This is a genomic window from Candidatus Hydrogenedentota bacterium (genome assembly GCA_018005585.1).
Classification (GTDB): domain Bacteria; phylum Hydrogenedentota; class Hydrogenedentia; order Hydrogenedentales; family JAGMZX01; genus JAGMZX01.
In genome coordinates, this window is sequence record JAGMZX010000008.1 from 57,633 (window position 1) to 72,903 (window position 15,271).

The following is a 15,271-nucleotide window of genomic DNA, read 5'->3' on the forward strand; positions in this document are numbered from 1 at the left end:
AGAAGGCGTTCGGGCCGAAGATGGACACACTGCTGCGCATGCAGACGGCCTACGATACCGCGAAGGCGCGCCACCGCGCGGATGAAATCAAGGTGAAGCGGTATATACCGGCCTCTGCCCGCGTTCGTGCGCATTCCGCGCGTTAGGCGGCAAGACGCCGCGCGCGGCCTTCTGTTCTTTCCCAGTGCAATGCACCTGCATAGGGGGATGGGTGTGAGGGGAGAACAGAAAGGGAACTGTGGATGGCACGTTGGTGGCCGATGCCCTTCTGGCGCGAAAAACGGGGTTTGGGCCGGCGCGCCGGCGAAGGCAAGGGCCGGGGCTTGCGCCCCGTGCCGCTGCCGCCCGCGGGCGTGTTCAAGACGGCGTCGGTGCCGGAGGACGTGAGCCGGTTCGGCGTGCACTGGGACCATTTCGTGCCGCTGCCGAACGAGACGCCTTTCGAGATGCTGCAGGTCTACCGCTTCCTGCGCGACGCGATACCGGACATCTCGGACGCGGTATGGACGTGGAAGCGGCTGTGCCAGACGGGCTACGAGGTCGAAATCGCTGATGCAAGTTCGGACACGGCCCGGCGGCGCGCCCAGCGGCTGATCGACGACCTGAACCACCGTGTCAACAGCGGCGATCGCGGCATGGACGGCCTGCTCGATGTCTTCTACACGTCCCTGTTCACATACGGGGCGGCGGCGCTCGAGATCGTATTGTCGCAGGGCCGCGAATCCATCTGGGACGTGGTCCCGGTGGACGTCTGGACGGTCCGGTTCAAACGCGAAGAGGGCGCGCTCGAGGCGTATCAGGTCTGGAACGGCGCGGAAATCCCGCTGCCGACGGAGCGGTTCATTTACGTCGGCATGGACCGCGACGGCACCAACCCGTACGGGCGCTCGATGCTGCGCTCAATCCCGTTCGTGGTAAAGATTCAGCAGCGCCTGCTCGAGGACATGGCGAAGGCGACGCACAACGCGGGCTGGGCCAAGCTGCACGTGCAGTACGCGCCGGACGAACGGCAGCGCGGGGAAAGCCCCGAGGCGTACCAGGCGCGCATCGGCGCGAACTTCAAGGATCTGCGCGACAGGCTCAGCGGGCTTGAAGTGGACCAGAACCTCGTCACGTACGACAACGTGAAGATTTCGGTGGTCCGCGCCGATCAGCACGCGCAGGTCTTCTACGACAATCACAAGGCGGTCGAAGAACAGGTGATCACGGGCATGCATCTGATGCCAATCCTGCTGGGGCGCAACTACGGCACGACCGAAACCTACGGCACGGCGCAATTCGAGATCATCACGCGGCAGGTCGAAGGCATCAACCGCAGCGTCAAGCGCATCCTCGAACGGCTCTACAACTTCGAACTGGCGCTGATGTGGGGCGAGGCGCGCGCGAAGGTGCACATGCGACAGAACCGCACCGTGGACGTGCTCAAAGAAGCACAGGCGCGCAGCCGCGACATTGCCAATGCGCTGACGCTGTTGGACCGCGGCTTGGTCGGGCGCGACCAGGCCGCCGCGCTGCTGCGCCTTCCCGAATCCCGCTGAATCCCGCCACATCATCGGAGGCATCCGCATGGAACTGGAACCCTTTGTCTTTCGGCGCGACGGCGCGCTGCTCGGCATGCGCGCGGAGGAATCCGGCGCGAACGCTGAGGCACAGAAGCTGCTCGACACGGTGAACCGCTACACGCTGCGCCCGCTCGCGCGCGAGGAATTCGCCGTTTTCACCCTCGACCTCTGTCATAACCAGATCGACCGGCATTTCAGCCGGTTCCCCGACGAGGAACTCGACAAGATCGACCGGCTGACGCCGGGCCGCCCGTTGATGGAGCGCCACGACCTGCGCGGGTCGCTGCCGCGCGGCACGTTCTTCCGCTCGCAGTTGCACCGCGACGGCGAGCGCCTTTCCGTGCGGCCCGACGTGTACGTCCTGCGCACGGGGGACAATCGCGACTTCATTCTCAACATCGAGGGCGGCGTCTATCGCGAGACGTCGATCGGCTTTTCCTTCCGCACACCCGAGTGCTCGGTTTGTGGGCGCGACCTGCGCGCCTGCGACCACGTGCCCGGCCGCACCTATAGCGGCAAGCTCTGCCACTTCATCATGCGCGACGTGCTGGAAGTGATCGAGGGTTCAGTTGTTGCGTCAGGTTCGCAGGGCACGCGATTCGTGCCGAGCGAGGCGCGATGCGTGCCCGCCCCGGACGCGCTCGCGATTGCGCGCGACCTGTGGCACGCGCCCATCGAATTGCAGCCGCGCCGGTTCTGGGCCGCCGAATGACCTGGTCCCACCAACGCGAGGAAACAAGATGTTCTGGAAACTGGATTGTGAGCAGGCCGCGCCTGCGCGAGAGACGGACGCGGAACGGTTTGCCGGGCGTTTCGTACTGCACCGGCATCACGATGCGGAGGGTCCCCACCTCGATTTGCGCCTTGAACAGGACGGTTATCTTGTCGGCTGGCGCATCGAGAGCACGAAGCTCGAAGGCGGACTCTGGGCGCGCGAGAAGGGGCCGCACCCGGTGGCATGGCTCGAACAGAACGGCGACGCCATGCGCGAGGACGCCGGGCTGTACGCCTGGCTGGAACGCGACGCGGCCAGCGGTACGCTCATCCTTCGCGGGGCGCAAGGGGACCGCGTGCTGCGTGTGCGCCGCGTATCCAGGTTACCCACGGCGGCAATGCGCGGCGTGTGCGAGGCGCTGCGGGAATGCGCCGCGCCTGCGGACCATGCGGGCAGGCTCGTGCGCGACGGCGTTGCGGCGCGGCGGCGGGCCATTGCGCGGCTCTGCGGCTTGGGCCGCGAACTGGACGGCAGCGCGTTCGACGAGACGGTCTGGCGGCGCACGCTCGAATCGTGCAGCCTCGATGAAATCTACGCGCATCTGCGGGCCTTCGAGGTGCGTTTCGACACGAAATATCCGCCGCAGCCCGTGTCGCGGCCCGTGCCGCTCGCGGATGCGCCGCCGTGCGGCGGACGCAACCGCGCTCTGGAAATCGTGCAGAACGGATAAGCCGTACTGGGGGACACAAACGCGCTCCCCGCGGGAGCCAAAACCCAAACAAGACAGACAGGAGGAAGCATCATGGCATTTGGCGATATCGGCGGCGTTGTCACCGAGTTGATCCTCACGTGCGCGACGCCCGCGTCTGGCAGCGTGGCGATCGGCAAGGGCGACGCCGTAAAACTGACCGGCAATTACACCGTAACCAACGCGACCAGCGCGGAAGACGCCGTCTTCGGCCAGGCGCTCGCCGACGCCGCGGAAAACAGCGTGGCCATCCCGGTGAAGGTTCGCGGCGTCTGCGAATTCCAATACACGGGCTCGGCCCCGGCCGTGGACGGCGCGGCGGGCATCACGGCCTCCGATACCGCGGGCAAGGTCAAGACTCCGGCATCGGGCAACGGCAAAGGAATCAACGTCAAAGTCGACACGGCCGCCACGACGGTCTACGTGTTGCTGTAGGAGGCGCGCATCACCATGAACTACCACGACGGTTTAATCCGCGACCGCGTCGCGTTTCTCGGCCAGCCCGCGGAGAAGCTGCACGCGGTCCGCGGCCAGCAGTTGTACGAAACGCTGCAATCCCTCGGATTGACCCACCGGCACTACTTCCAGGCGCTAGGCACGAACGTGCAGGACTACTGCGCCCGGGAGTTCGGCATCGACGTGGGCCGGATCACGGTCGAGCGATTCTTCCAGTCAGACCCGAACGCGAAATGGCTGTTCCCGGACATCGTGCGCGAGGCCGTGCTTGACGGACTCCGGCGCAAGCCGCTGTATCCTGAGTTGATCGTGCGCGACGAGGCGGTCAACGGCACCGCCTACGACCTGCCCTACGTCACCGAGAACGAGGCGGAGGAGGAACTGCGCACGGTGGCGGAGGGCGCGGCAATCCCCGAGTCCGAGATCGCCTACGGCGACCGCATCGTGCGCCTGGACAAGCTGGGCCGCGGCGTGGTCGCGTCGTATGAGGTCGTGCGCCGCATGTCCGTCGACATGCTCCGTGTGCACCTGCGGCGCATCGGCGAGCGGCTGGGGCGCACGCTTGATGCCCGGCTCGCGATGGTGCTGGTCGAGGGGGACGCGTCCGGCCCGGGCACCGCGCCGCTGGTCCTCAACACGGCGACGGGCAACACGTGGGCCTACGCGGACCTCGTGACCGGTTTTCTGACGTTGACCGCGGGCCACTACTTCACGCCCACGCACATGCTGGCCGACCCCGAGACCTGCGAGGCGATCCTGAACCTCGCCGAGATCAAGGACAGCCAGTGGTTCGACTTCGCGAAGACGGGCAACCTGCCCACGCCGCTCGGCGTGAAGCTCGCACCCATGGCTGGCCACCCCGAGAAGAAACTGACCATCCTCGACGCGGGCTATGCCGTTCAGAAGCTCACCGAGCAGGACCTCCTCGTCGAAAGCGACAAGCTCATCAACCAGCAGTGGGACCGCACGTACCTGACCGTGGTCACGGACTTCGCGATCCTCTATGACAAGGCGCGCGTCGTCCTGAACAGCGACTGGACCCCGTAACCGAACCTTGTCCGACCCCACCCGCACATGCCGGCGCGGGGAGACTGCTCCCTTCTCCCCGCGCCGGCCATAAGGAACCTGCATCATGGCTACCTTCGCTACCGAAGACGACGTCCGCGAACGTCTCCAGGCCCATGACACCGAGACGATTCCGTCCGGTCTTGTTACAGCCATGCTCGAGGACGCGCACGAGGAAGTGCTGCGCCGGTTCGATCTTGCGTACGAAGAAACGCCCCTCCCCGCGGGACTCGTCGCGGGCGAAGCGCTGCTGGCGGGCGCGCGCCTCCTGCAAGCGCTGGCCTCGGCCGACGCCATCGAGCAGCAGCACCTCAGCATCGGTGGACAGCGTTTCGAGGCGGGCAGCCGGTTCGCGGCGCTCCTGGCCATGGCGGACCAGGCAGAGGCGCGGGCCTGGGAGATGCTCGAGCCCTATCTCCTGTCCACGCTCGCGCAACGGGAGCTGGACGTCTCGGACAGCACGCCCGTGCTCGGCGGGGAGTGAAGCCCGTGGCGATTACCTTGGGCAATTACGTCTTTGACGAGACGCGCACGGCCATCGCGGAGAAATACGCGGAAGTCGGCGGCCGCGACGCCCGCCAGGTCCGGCTGTCGGGCGCGATACTCGGCAAGCGCACCCTGGCCGAACTCGAAGCTGCGCTCGACGCCGTGCTGGCCGCCGCTTCGGCGGACACCGCGGACACGCCGCTCGTCCTGCGCGAAGGCCGCCGGTTACTGGTGCGGCGCACCGGCTTCACGCGCGAGGTGAGCCGCAAACCGCTCGTCGGCGCATTCACCGTGCAGCTCGAAGCGCCGTCCTCCTTCGAAGAAGCCGTCGACGAAACCGAAGTGAACTGGAACATCTCAGCCTCAGGCGTAACGCGGACGCTCACGGCTGGCGGCAATGCGCCCGCGCCGCTGCGCATCACCCTCGCCGCTTCCGGCAGCGTCATTGCGCCCCGGTTCAGCGACGGGGTGCGCGCCATTGCATATTCCGGCGCCGTTGCGAGCGGCGAGGCACTCGTTTTCGACGGCGCCGCGGGCCGCGTCACGCTCGAAGGCGAGGACGTCACGCCCTACACGGACGGCGTGTTTCCGCGGGTCTCGCCCGCAAGCACGATGCTCACATACACGGACGATCCGGACAGCACGCACGTGTGCGCCGTCACGATCGCGTACCGGGACCGTTGGTGGTAATCATGGAATACCGCATCGAAGTCTACGATACCTGGGGCCGCCGCGTCGGCGCATTCGACGACGTGCCATTGCTCGAAGCCACACGCACCGCGCCGGATGAGCCCGACGCCGTGCGCGGCCTGCTGCCCGCGGAGGCCGCGGCGTTGGGCACGGCGTTCCGCGTCCGCGTGTTGGTCGAGGGCGCGCTGTTCTGCGAGGCGCCGGTAGCCGGCATCGGCCCGCAATGGGGCGATACACGCAAGTTGATCCTGGATCGCTATGTGCCATTCCACACGGTGCTTGAAGTTGGCGCGGAACAGCCGCCGGACGTGATTAACAGGCCTGTATCGCAGGCGCATACCAACCAGGAAATCAGCGCCATTGTCAAGAGCGTCATCAATGGCGCGCTCGGGCCCGTGCACTATACGGTCGCGCATGCGGCATACCCGGATGGCGCACAGCGGGAATACGCGAAGTTTCTTGCGCGCAAGTCGCTCGACAACGAACTCGAGGTCGGCGGCATCGCGGCTGGTCAGTGGGCCGGCGCGCCGCGCCTCGACGCAAGCAACGCCTACGCCAAGGACGGCGACACCATTGCCGGGCTGGCCGTGGACGGCGCGGCATGGCCGGACCTGCGCCTGATGATGGTGGACGCGGAGGAAACGAGCCGGAACAGTCACGCCGTCAAGCGCCATCCCGAAACGGCGGCGTGGACCGATGCGCGGTATGACGCGAGTGGCTACAAGCGCGCCGCCGACGCGGCCCGGGCGTTCCTGCAAGACCTGCTCGGTCAGAAAGGCATCGATTACGTCGAGTTGAATCCGCATAAAGACGCCTCCGGCGCGTACGACGACCGGATCGACGCATATGGGCGCTATATCGGCCTCGTCTTCGGCGGAGGCGAGTGTCTCAACGCCGCGCTTGTCGAAACAGGCCACGCCGACGTCTACCTCTACGAGGAAGGCCGCTACCACGTGCCGGAAATGGCCCTGAAGGAGTTCTATTCCTATCGGGGCGCCCACGGAGACTCGGTACAACATACGGGCGCCTCCCTGGCAGAATTCGACGCTTCAGGCGGCGTGCTTGAAGTGCTCGCCGCGCTTGCCTACGCCGCGCACGGCCATGTCTTCACGGTAAATGCGGACAAGGCCGTTGCATTCGGACCGGTTGAAGCGCCGGACCACGTGTTCTTCTACGATCCGCTGCGGATGAGCGTGCGTTTTGGCGCGGATGCCCGCGACCTCGCAAATTACATCGCGTTACGGGGCAATCCGTTCACGGGCGCGCTCAACAAGACATACAGCCGCGCGTCGAGCATTGACGCCTACGGAGTCGCGGCGCGCAAGTTCGACTACTTCAGCATTTCGCGCGTCGAAGACGCGGATCGCATCGCTGCGGGGCTGCTGGCCGATATCGCGTATCCCGAGCCGTCCGGGACCGTCACCTTCTTCGACGGGAACCACGAGGCGCGCGTCGGGGACCTCGTCGAACTACGCGGGGCGCCCGTGCGCCGCATCGAACCCGCACTCGACGACGAATGGGACGGACGTTACCCGGACAAGATCGTCGCGCGCGTGCGCCGTGTAAGCCACAAGTTCTCCGGTCGTCGGGCAAGCACGACGCTGCATCTCGGGTCGCCGCTGCGGTCCGTCGCGCGCCCGCTGAGTTTCATCGTGCGCAGTCAGCCCGCCGCGTCGACGTTGTTCGGATTCCGGCTCGACGATGCGCGCGTCGGATTGGACATGGGATTTCACCTGGACTGAGTCTTTGGGGAACGCGGCCGGGACGCCTGTTGTTGCATTGCCTTCACCCCTCCCCTCTGTCCCGGCCGCGTTTCCCCAGCTACACCGATTGGAGGACGCCATGGCGTTCAAAGGACCCGCCTACTTAAAGACGACCTGGAGTTTCGAGGAGCGTCCTGTCGCTTCCTCTAAACTGAACACTTGGGACGACCGCATCGAGGCCGCGCTCGAACTCGTGTGCCTGCTGCTGAGCCTCGCCTGGGGCGGCGGCAGCGGCGTGCTGCGCGGGGCCGCGACCGACGACCTCAAGACCGTCGCCAAGACCACGCCGGGATTCTCTGTCGAGGTCAAGCCCGGCTACGCGATCATCGATGCATTCCCGTTCAAGCTGGCCGCGACAACGGAGACCGTCGAAGTGACGCCGCCCGTCTCCCAGAACCGCATCGACCTCGTCGAGGCGAGCCTCGAATCGTGGAGCATCAAGACCAAACAAGGTGCGGAAGCCGCTTCGCCGAGCGCGCCCGCCCCTGACACCGGCTGCATTGCACTGGCGCACTTGTACCTGCGCCCGGGCATGACCGTTATCAAGAACTCCGACGACTCGACCAACGGCTACATCATCGACGCGCGTACGTTCCTGTGAGCCAGGCCCGCCGCGCAAAATAGAGGAGATTTTTGCCATGCAAATCGATACGCTCGCCGTGCCGGACGTGGCGCTAACGCTGGCCGCAGCCGGCCTCGGCGCGGCCTGGGCATTCTTCAAGGGCACCGCGTGGTTCGAGCGCCTGCAGCGGCGCCGTTTCGCCAAGGTGCTTCACGTGCTCGAAGCCGCCGTCGACGAGACCTACCGCGTTTACGTCGAAACGATCAAGGCCGCGCGAGCCGATGGCCGGCTCACGCCGGAAGAACGCCGCCACGCACGGGAACTCGCCCGCGAACGCGCCCTCGTTCTGGGCCGCGACCAAGGCATCGATGTCCTCGCCGAACTGGGCCGGGACTACCTCGACCTCTGGATCGCCCGGTCCGTGAAGCGGCTGAAGCGGCGCGCCAAGCCTTCGTAATTGTCTTCTTGGACCGCCGCGCCGGAACCGGTATAGTGTCTGCGCATGCATAGGGCCGGGGGCGCGACCGCCGCTCCCGGCGGGAGGTTCCGATGACATTCGCCACGCTTTTGGCATCGTGCATCCTGGGCATGGACGTGTCCGGCGCGGAAGACACGGCGGACTTCGCCCACGTGTCGCAGTGGGAAAGCTGGTTGCGCCATCCCGTCTACGGTGACGCGTCGTTCGACGGCTTTGAACACGCCGCGGGCAACCCGGTGCACCGCGGGGCCGCGCCCTACGAATGGCCTGTGAACGGTTTTCTCTTCGAAGACCCCGTCAGCGGCGACTGGTTCCTCTATGTGGGGCATTACTGCACGGGCTACGCGTTCAAAGAAGAAGCGCCCAGCAAATGCACCGTATTCCGGTCGCGCGATCACGGCGTTTCGTGGGAACACCAAGGCCCGGTCTTCGACCCCGAGCCGCACGTCTTCGAGGGTGAAACCTCGCCCGTCGACCATGCGCCGGACGTGTCCGTGCTATACGACGGCGGGCGCTATCACCTCTGTTTCGACTGGTGCACCGCGACCACCACGTGGGCGAACGCGGCCAATCCCCCGCCGGACGCGAACAGCGGCGCCGGCTACGCCTGGGCGGAGCGCCCGGAAGGACCGTTCCACATCACGGCACGGCCCTTGGCGACGACACGCGATCAGGAACCGCTGTTAGGCAAGTACCGGCGGCTCTACGCTTCGACGATCATCCGCCGCGCCCAGGACTGGCTCGTGCTGACGCTCACGGATTCGGGGCCGTACTTCGGCTGGGCGCTGTTGGGCATGACCGCCGCAGCGCCGGAAGGCCCCTACACGAAACCGCTGCTGCTGCTCCATCCCGAATCGCACCGCTACCATCCCCCACTACTCGAATTCTTCCCTGCCTTCGTGCATGAAGGGTTCATTTACGCCCCGGCGACGTCCGTCGCGATGAACCGCAACTATCAGGCGCTGTTCCGCGTGCCGGTCGAGGACGCGATGCGCCCGGAGGCATGGCAACTGCATCAGGCGGGTTCCGTATGGCACGCCGAGCCGGTCGAGAACGAGTTTCACGGCATTTGGGGTCAGACTTTCTCGGGCTTCGTCGCGCGCGACGGCATTTTCCACGTGATGTTCCCCTCCCGCGACGAAAACGGCAACGGGACTATCAATATCGCGGCGCGCCCCTGGGCGCAGCCGCTGCGCGAGCGCGGCTTCGTCGTGAGCGGGCATGAAAGCCCGAGCTTGGTCCTGTTGCGGCGCGCGGGACCCGCACGAAGCCTCGAGACCGCGCTCCAAGTTCGCGGCACGGCCGTAATCGTATGGAATGCGGCCATGCCCTTGGGCCCAAACCTCGCCCGTTCGAACGCGACGTTGCACCCGCTCATGACAACGCGCTTTCACGGCTTGGAACTGGGCCCCGGCGCCTGGACAATCGTGGAGTACAATGACCACGGCAAGCGCAGTGTTATCGCGGAGGGAACACGTGGGCCGGACCCGTCCGTGCATCTGAAAATAGCCTGGGAAGCAGACACGGCTCAGCTGGAAATCGACGGCGCGGCCGCGTGGTCCGGCGCGTTGGCCCAGGGGCCGGGCGCCTTTGGCATTTACGCAGGAAAACACAGTCACATCCGGGCCGATCAATTCCTGCTGACCGGCGTATCCGGCATGCCGCGCTTGACCTATTTGTACACCGAAGGACTGCTCGGCGCAGCCCAGTCTCTCGAACATTGGGAGGAAGTATCGGACGCGCGGTTCCGCTACGGCGCCGGCGCGGTCTCGAAGGCGGACACGGCGCGCGCCAAGTGGAACTTTGAGGGAACGGCTGTGACGCTGTATGCGCCGCGCGGGCCCGATTACGGCGCGGCGCAGCTATTCGTCGATGGCGCGCCCGCGGCGACGGTTGATTTCCGCGCCGGCGCACCCGCGGCATCGCAACCCCTGTTTGCGCGCGCGGACCTCGCCGAAGGCCGTCACACGCTGGTGCTCGAAGCGCGGCAAGGCCGGTTTCCCCTGGATTGCATCGAGGTGGAATAAGCGGGTTCCGCGGCGCATTTATGATGACGCGGCGTCCGCGGCGCAAACCGCCGCATCCCGTAAAGAAGAGGAGTCTTATGGCACAATCGGAAACCGGTCCCAAAAAACACTCGATCGTAAAAGCGTATAAGAACCTCGAATTCCTGAACTCGCCGGACGCCCGGCTGGTCCGCGTCATGTGCGAATTCACGGAACCCCAGGCGCGCCTGCGCCGCGCGCGCATCCGTGACACCATCGTGTTCTTCGGGTCGGCCCGGCTGCCCTCGGCTGAACAGGCGCGGGCGCGTCTCGATGCGCTGCGCAAGCAGCGTTCCAGGAACCGCTCCCTCGTAAGCAAGGCCGCCTGGGAAGCCGCGCTGCGCGACCGGGAACTCTCCCGCTATTACGAGGACGCGCGGGAACTCGCGGCGCGTATGACCCGCTGGTCCCTGTCGCTGCCTAAACGGGGCCGCCGCTTCGTCGTGTGTTCCGGCGGCGGACCGGGCATCATGGAGGCGGCAAACCGTGGCGCGCGCGAGGCCGGGGGACAGTCGCTGAGCCTCAATATCAGCCTGCCGTTCGAGCAAATCCCGAATCCGTACCAGACACCCGAGCTGGCCTTCGAATTCCACTACTTCTTCGTGCGGAAATTCTGGTTCGTCTACCTGGCAAAGGCGTTGGTCGCGTTTCCCGGCGGCTTCGGGACGCTCGACGAGTTGTTCGAGGTGCTCACCCTCGTCCAGACGCGCAAAACGCAAAAGGAAATGCCGGTTGTCGTCTATGGAAGGAAATTCTGGCGGTCGATCCTCAATTTCGACCTGCTGGCGAAGCGGGGCGTCATATCGCGCGATGACCTGAAGCTCTTCCGCTTCTGTGACACCGTGGACGAAGCAGCCGCGTATCTTCAGTCGGAATTGACGCGCCTGTATATGAGCTGACGCGGAATTTCGGGCGGTTCATCCCGGAAGCCCTGAAACGCGGCTTGGCGCGCGCACGGGCCGTTGCGTTATCGTATCTCATCCGGTTCCCTCTGGGAGCTGGACTGGCACAATGGTAGAAAATGCCGGGCGACTGACCCGGCCCATGTTCGTTTGAGTATTAGTTATGTCTCAAAGTTCCCTACTGTCTCGACGCGCATTTCTGGCCGCGACGCTCTTGCCGGCCACGGCCGCAATCGCGCAGCCAAGCCGGCCCGGGCCGCCTGGTCGCGTCGTCACGGGGCACATCGGCGTTGGCGCGCGGGGCTGCGCGCTGCTCGCGCGGATGCGCGGCAGCGCCGCCGCCGTGTGTGACGTAGACGAGGAACATCTGGCGGACGGCGCGGCCCTCGTTGGCGCGGGTGTGCGCGTCTTCCGCGACTACCGGGAACTGCTCGAACAACCCGACATCGACGCCGTCGTGATCGCGACGCCAGACCACTGGCACGCGCTGCAGACGGTTCATGCTTGTGAAGCGGGCAAGGACATCTACGTCGAGACGCCCGCATGCCGTGTCTTCGAGGAAGCCCAAGCCATGGTCCGGGCCGCCACCTGGTACGGCCGGGTCGTGCACGCGGGCGCGGCGGGACCCCTTTCGCGCGCGGCAGCCGCGGCGCGCATGGGTATGCAGCGCGGCGCACTCGGCGCGGTACAGCGCATCGATTGCTGGGGCGCGGCCAATCCGGAAGGGGGCGACCCGGCAAAGAACGCGATAGCGCCAGAGTCTCTCGACTGGGACCAGTGGCTCGGCCCGAACCGCTGGCGCCCGTACAACCCGGAGTGCGCCCACGGGGATTGGCGATGGCTGATAGACTTCGGCGGCGGCAACGTGTGCCAGCAGGGCGCGCAACTGCTGCACATGGCTTATGACCTTCTGGGGCTGCCTGTCACGGGCACAGCGACCGTATCCGCCACGGGTGCGCGCCCCGTCTCGGGCCTGTGGGATTGCCCCCCCACGCTGGAGGCCGCGTGGTCGTTCTCCGCGTCTGAAGTCACCTTGCACTGGCGGCAACCCGGCCCCGCCGAGGCCGCGCCCGCGGGCTTGGCGGTCCAGGGCGCATCGGACACGCTGCGTGTGAGTTGGCGCGGCGGCCAATGGCGTTTCGACGCGCCATTGCAGGAACCGGCGGCGGAAGAAAGCGAAGATGCTGACCCGCTGGCCGTCTGGCTCGAAGCAGTGCGGAACGGCTATGCGTCCAGCGGTGGCTTGACAACGGCCTGCCGCGCCGCGTCGCTGGCTGCGCTCACGAATGTTGCATGGCGCTTCGGCCGGCCCATCACGTGCGACCTCGAGACGGGCGCGTGCGTGGGCGACCTGCAGGCGGAACGCCTGCTGCGCGCGCCCGGCCGGGGAGCTTACCGCCTATGACCCGGACAAGACACGTTCCGCGAGCACATGCCGGACCCGCGCTGGCGCGCTGCGCGCTTGCAGCGTTGTTGTTCGGCTTCCCCCTTGCCCTACCCGCGCAGGAAAACACGCCGCCGGATATGCCGCCTTCGGAGACCTCCGAAACCGCCGCCGGGATATCGGGGCGTGTGGCGGAATTCGGCGCGGCGCTGCTCGACGCCGACCCGGGGCGCGCGGCGGCGGCGCGCCGCGAACTCGAAACGCTGGTCTTTCAATCCGGCGCTCCTGAAACGAATACGGACCGTGCCGCGCTTGCCCAGTCGCTGGAACAACTACTCGATGAACTCCCGGCAGAAACGGAATCCGCGGCTGCATGGAAACCAGAAACGGATTTCTTCGCGTGGCTGCATGCAATTCCCGCTGCGGCGCAGAATACCGCCGCGCGTGTACGGCTCGATCAGGCCCGCCGGGACATCGTGTTTTGGCTGAGCCTCGTTATCGAAGACAGTGATGCCGCCTCCTTGGCGAAATGGGTGGCGGACCCCGTGCTTGCCGAAGACGCGATTGCGGCGCTGGCGCGCATGCGCGGCGACACCGCAAAGCGGGCCCTGCTGGATACGCTGGTCTCCGCTCAAGGCCTCACGCGCTTGAGCGTTATCCGCGCGCTGTCTTCGTGCGGCGCAACGGAAGCCGTGCCGGGCTTGACCGCGCTCGCGCGCACGGAGCAGGGCGATGTGCGCTGGTGCGCGTTGGGCGTCCTGAGCGCATTGGGCGTGCCCGCTACCGCCGTTATGCCGCTTGACCCGGCCGCGCCGCCGCGTCTGGCCGCGCGCTATGCGGCGGATTGCCTGCGCGCCGCGCTGGTTCTGGCCGAACGCGGCGATCATGCTCAAGCAGAGCGTCTGCTGCGCGGGTTCACGGACCTCAACGCGCGGCAGCACCAGATTTGCGCCGCGCTGCTGGGCTTGGCCCGGCTCGGCTCGCCGGCACTCACGCGCAGCGCGCTCGGGTTCATCGGCACGCCGGGCGTGCGGGCGACCGCGATCGAGGTGCTGGCTGCTGACCGGTCACCCAACGTCGAAGAGACGCTGGTCAAGGCCTATCCCGTGACGGACCCGTCGATGCAGGCGGCCATTCTCCGCATCCTGGTGCGCCGCCACTCCGGTCAGGCCGCGCCGCTGCTGCAGCAGGCGCTCAGCGCGGCGCATGCCGAGGTGCGCGTCGAAGCCGCGCGGCTTCAGGGGCTCATGCCGGCGGAAGGCGACCTGTGGGAACTCGCGCAGCGCGGCGCGCCGTGGATCCGTCATGAGGCGCTGCGGCTCTTTCTCGACGCGGCGTGGCAGCGCGCCGCCGCCGGTCAAAAAGACGTGGCGCGCGAACAGTTCACGCTCGTGCTTCAGGGAATGTTCCCCACCGAAGCGCGCCGTGAGGCCCTGAACGGACTCGAACGCATCGCGGACCCAGCGGCGCGGCCCTTGATCGAGCGCTGGGCAAAGGACCCCGACGTCGCCGAGGCCGCTGCCTGCGCGCTCGTGGCCGTCATCGGCGTCGGCGACGACCAAGCCGAAACCCAGGCGCAACTGCTGCAACTGGCGCAGGAAACGCCGTATGAACCCGCGGCCGCCGCGGCCGTGACCGCGCTCGCCGCGCGCGGCGTCGATATCATCCCATTGCTCAAACAGAGGGGATATCTCATCGACTGGCAAGTGCTGGGGCCGTTCCCCCGGGACCACGCGGCCATGACCGCCGTTGAGGCGCAGCTCGCAAAGCCGGGGCAGCCACCCGCCTCCCTGTCGCATGAGGGCGCCGAGTTCACGTGGCGCGACGCAAGAGCGTCGGGGCTCCCGGCGGTGGTGAACCTGGAATCCGTGTTGGGCCCGTACCAGCAGACCGCGGCATATGCCTTCGCGCGGGTCGCTCTGCCGCAATGGCGGCCCGCGGAACTCCATCTGATTTTCGACGACATGATAGCCATGTGGGTGAACGGGGAGAAAGCGTATGAGTCCGTTATGTCCGGCGCCCTGGACGCCGCGCCGGAATCTGCCCGGGTTACCCTCCAACCGGGTTGGAACGGTATTCTCGTGCGTGTGACGCAAGAAAATGGCGCATGGGGCTTTGGCGTGCGGCTCGTCGACCGGCGCGGCGATGCCATCGGCCTCGACGCCCAGTCCATGCCCGACGACGGGATGTCCGGCATCGGCGTGACCGCGGACACCTTGCGCCCAGTAATAGCGGAAGACGCGCCATGACGGCGCGCCTCGCGGGAGGCATACGAATGTTCAAGTGGATGCTTTGTCTGGCGGTAACGAGTTTTCCGGCTCTCGCGCAGGAGGCCGCGCCGGTACCCCTGCCGCGCGCACATTCGCACAATGACTACGAGCATGACCGGCCCCTGCTTGATGCGCTCGACCACGG

Annotated in this window: 14 protein-coding genes; all 14 read left to right on the plus strand. The window is 66.6% G+C overall.

Annotated features, from left to right (window positions below):
* The first annotated feature begins 242 nt into the window (after positions 1 to 242).
* The 14 genes from KA184_02685 (at position 243) to KA184_02750 (ending at position 15,105) form a co-directional block, all read left to right on the plus strand.
* On the plus strand, positions 243 to 1,538 hold the full coding sequence (locus tag KA184_02685; protein ID MBP8128460.1) for a hypothetical protein: 1,296 nt from the start codon (positions 243 to 245) through the stop codon (positions 1,536 to 1,538).
* 28 nt (positions 1,539 to 1,566) lie between these two features.
* Complete coding sequence (locus tag KA184_02690; protein MBP8128461.1) at positions 1,567 to 2,274, plus strand: hypothetical protein; 708 nt, start codon at positions 1,567 to 1,569, stop codon at positions 2,272 to 2,274.
* A 28-nt stretch (positions 2,275 to 2,302) separates the two neighbouring features.
* Positions 2,303 to 3,007, plus strand: coding sequence for a hypothetical protein (locus KA184_02695; GenBank protein ID MBP8128462.1), 705 nt, complete (start codon positions 2,303 to 2,305; stop codon positions 3,005 to 3,007).
* 72 nt (positions 3,008 to 3,079) lie between these two features.
* Positions 3,080 to 3,460: a hypothetical protein gene (locus tag KA184_02700; GenBank protein MBP8128463.1), complete on the plus strand. Its 381-nt coding sequence runs from the start codon at positions 3,080 to 3,082 to the stop codon at positions 3,458 to 3,460.
* A gap of 15 nt (positions 3,461 to 3,475) precedes the next feature.
* Positions 3,476 to 4,528 (plus strand): hypothetical protein, encoded by a 1,053-nt coding sequence (locus KA184_02705; GenBank protein MBP8128464.1) that lies wholly within the window; start codon positions 3,476 to 3,478, stop codon positions 4,526 to 4,528.
* Between the two features lie 85 nt (positions 4,529 to 4,613).
* A complete protein-coding gene (locus KA184_02710; protein ID MBP8128465.1) occupies positions 4,614 to 5,030 on the plus strand; it encodes a hypothetical protein in 417 nt (138 codons plus the stop codon).
* Between the two features lie 5 nt (positions 5,031 to 5,035).
* On the plus strand, positions 5,036 to 5,722 hold the full coding sequence (locus KA184_02715) for a hypothetical protein (GenBank protein MBP8128466.1): 687 nt from the start codon (positions 5,036 to 5,038) through the stop codon (positions 5,720 to 5,722).
* Positions 5,723 to 5,724: 2 nt separating this feature from the next.
* Positions 5,725 to 7,464, plus strand: a complete 1,740-nt coding sequence (locus KA184_02720; GenBank protein ID MBP8128467.1) for a thermonuclease family protein — start codon at positions 5,725 to 5,727, stop codon at positions 7,462 to 7,464.
* Positions 7,465 to 7,564: 100 nt separating this feature from the next.
* The gene (locus KA184_02725; GenBank protein ID MBP8128468.1) at positions 7,565 to 8,086 is read left to right on the plus strand and encodes a hypothetical protein; all 522 of its coding nucleotides are present in this window, start codon (positions 7,565 to 7,567) and stop codon (positions 8,084 to 8,086) included.
* 37 nt (positions 8,087 to 8,123) lie between these two features.
* Positions 8,124 to 8,504: a hypothetical protein gene (locus tag KA184_02730; protein ID MBP8128469.1), complete on the plus strand. Its 381-nt coding sequence runs from the start codon at positions 8,124 to 8,126 to the stop codon at positions 8,502 to 8,504.
* 92 nt (positions 8,505 to 8,596) lie between these two features.
* Positions 8,597 to 10,552: a hypothetical protein gene (locus KA184_02735; GenBank protein MBP8128470.1), complete on the plus strand. Its 1,956-nt coding sequence runs from the start codon at positions 8,597 to 8,599 to the stop codon at positions 10,550 to 10,552.
* Positions 10,553 to 10,629: 77 nt separating this feature from the next.
* On the plus strand, positions 10,630 to 11,469 hold the full coding sequence (locus KA184_02740; protein MBP8128471.1) for a TIGR00730 family Rossman fold protein: 840 nt from the start codon (positions 10,630 to 10,632) through the stop codon (positions 11,467 to 11,469).
* Between the two features lie 166 nt (positions 11,470 to 11,635).
* Complete coding sequence (locus KA184_02745; GenBank protein ID MBP8128472.1) at positions 11,636 to 12,877, plus strand: Gfo/Idh/MocA family oxidoreductase; 1,242 nt, start codon at positions 11,636 to 11,638, stop codon at positions 12,875 to 12,877.
* On the plus strand, positions 12,874 to 15,105 hold the full coding sequence (locus KA184_02750) for a hypothetical protein (GenBank protein ID MBP8128473.1): 2,232 nt from the start codon (positions 12,874 to 12,876) through the stop codon (positions 15,103 to 15,105). The genes KA184_02745 and KA184_02750 overlap by 4 nt, the downstream gene beginning before the upstream one ends.
* Positions 15,106 to 15,271 lie beyond the last annotated feature (166 nt).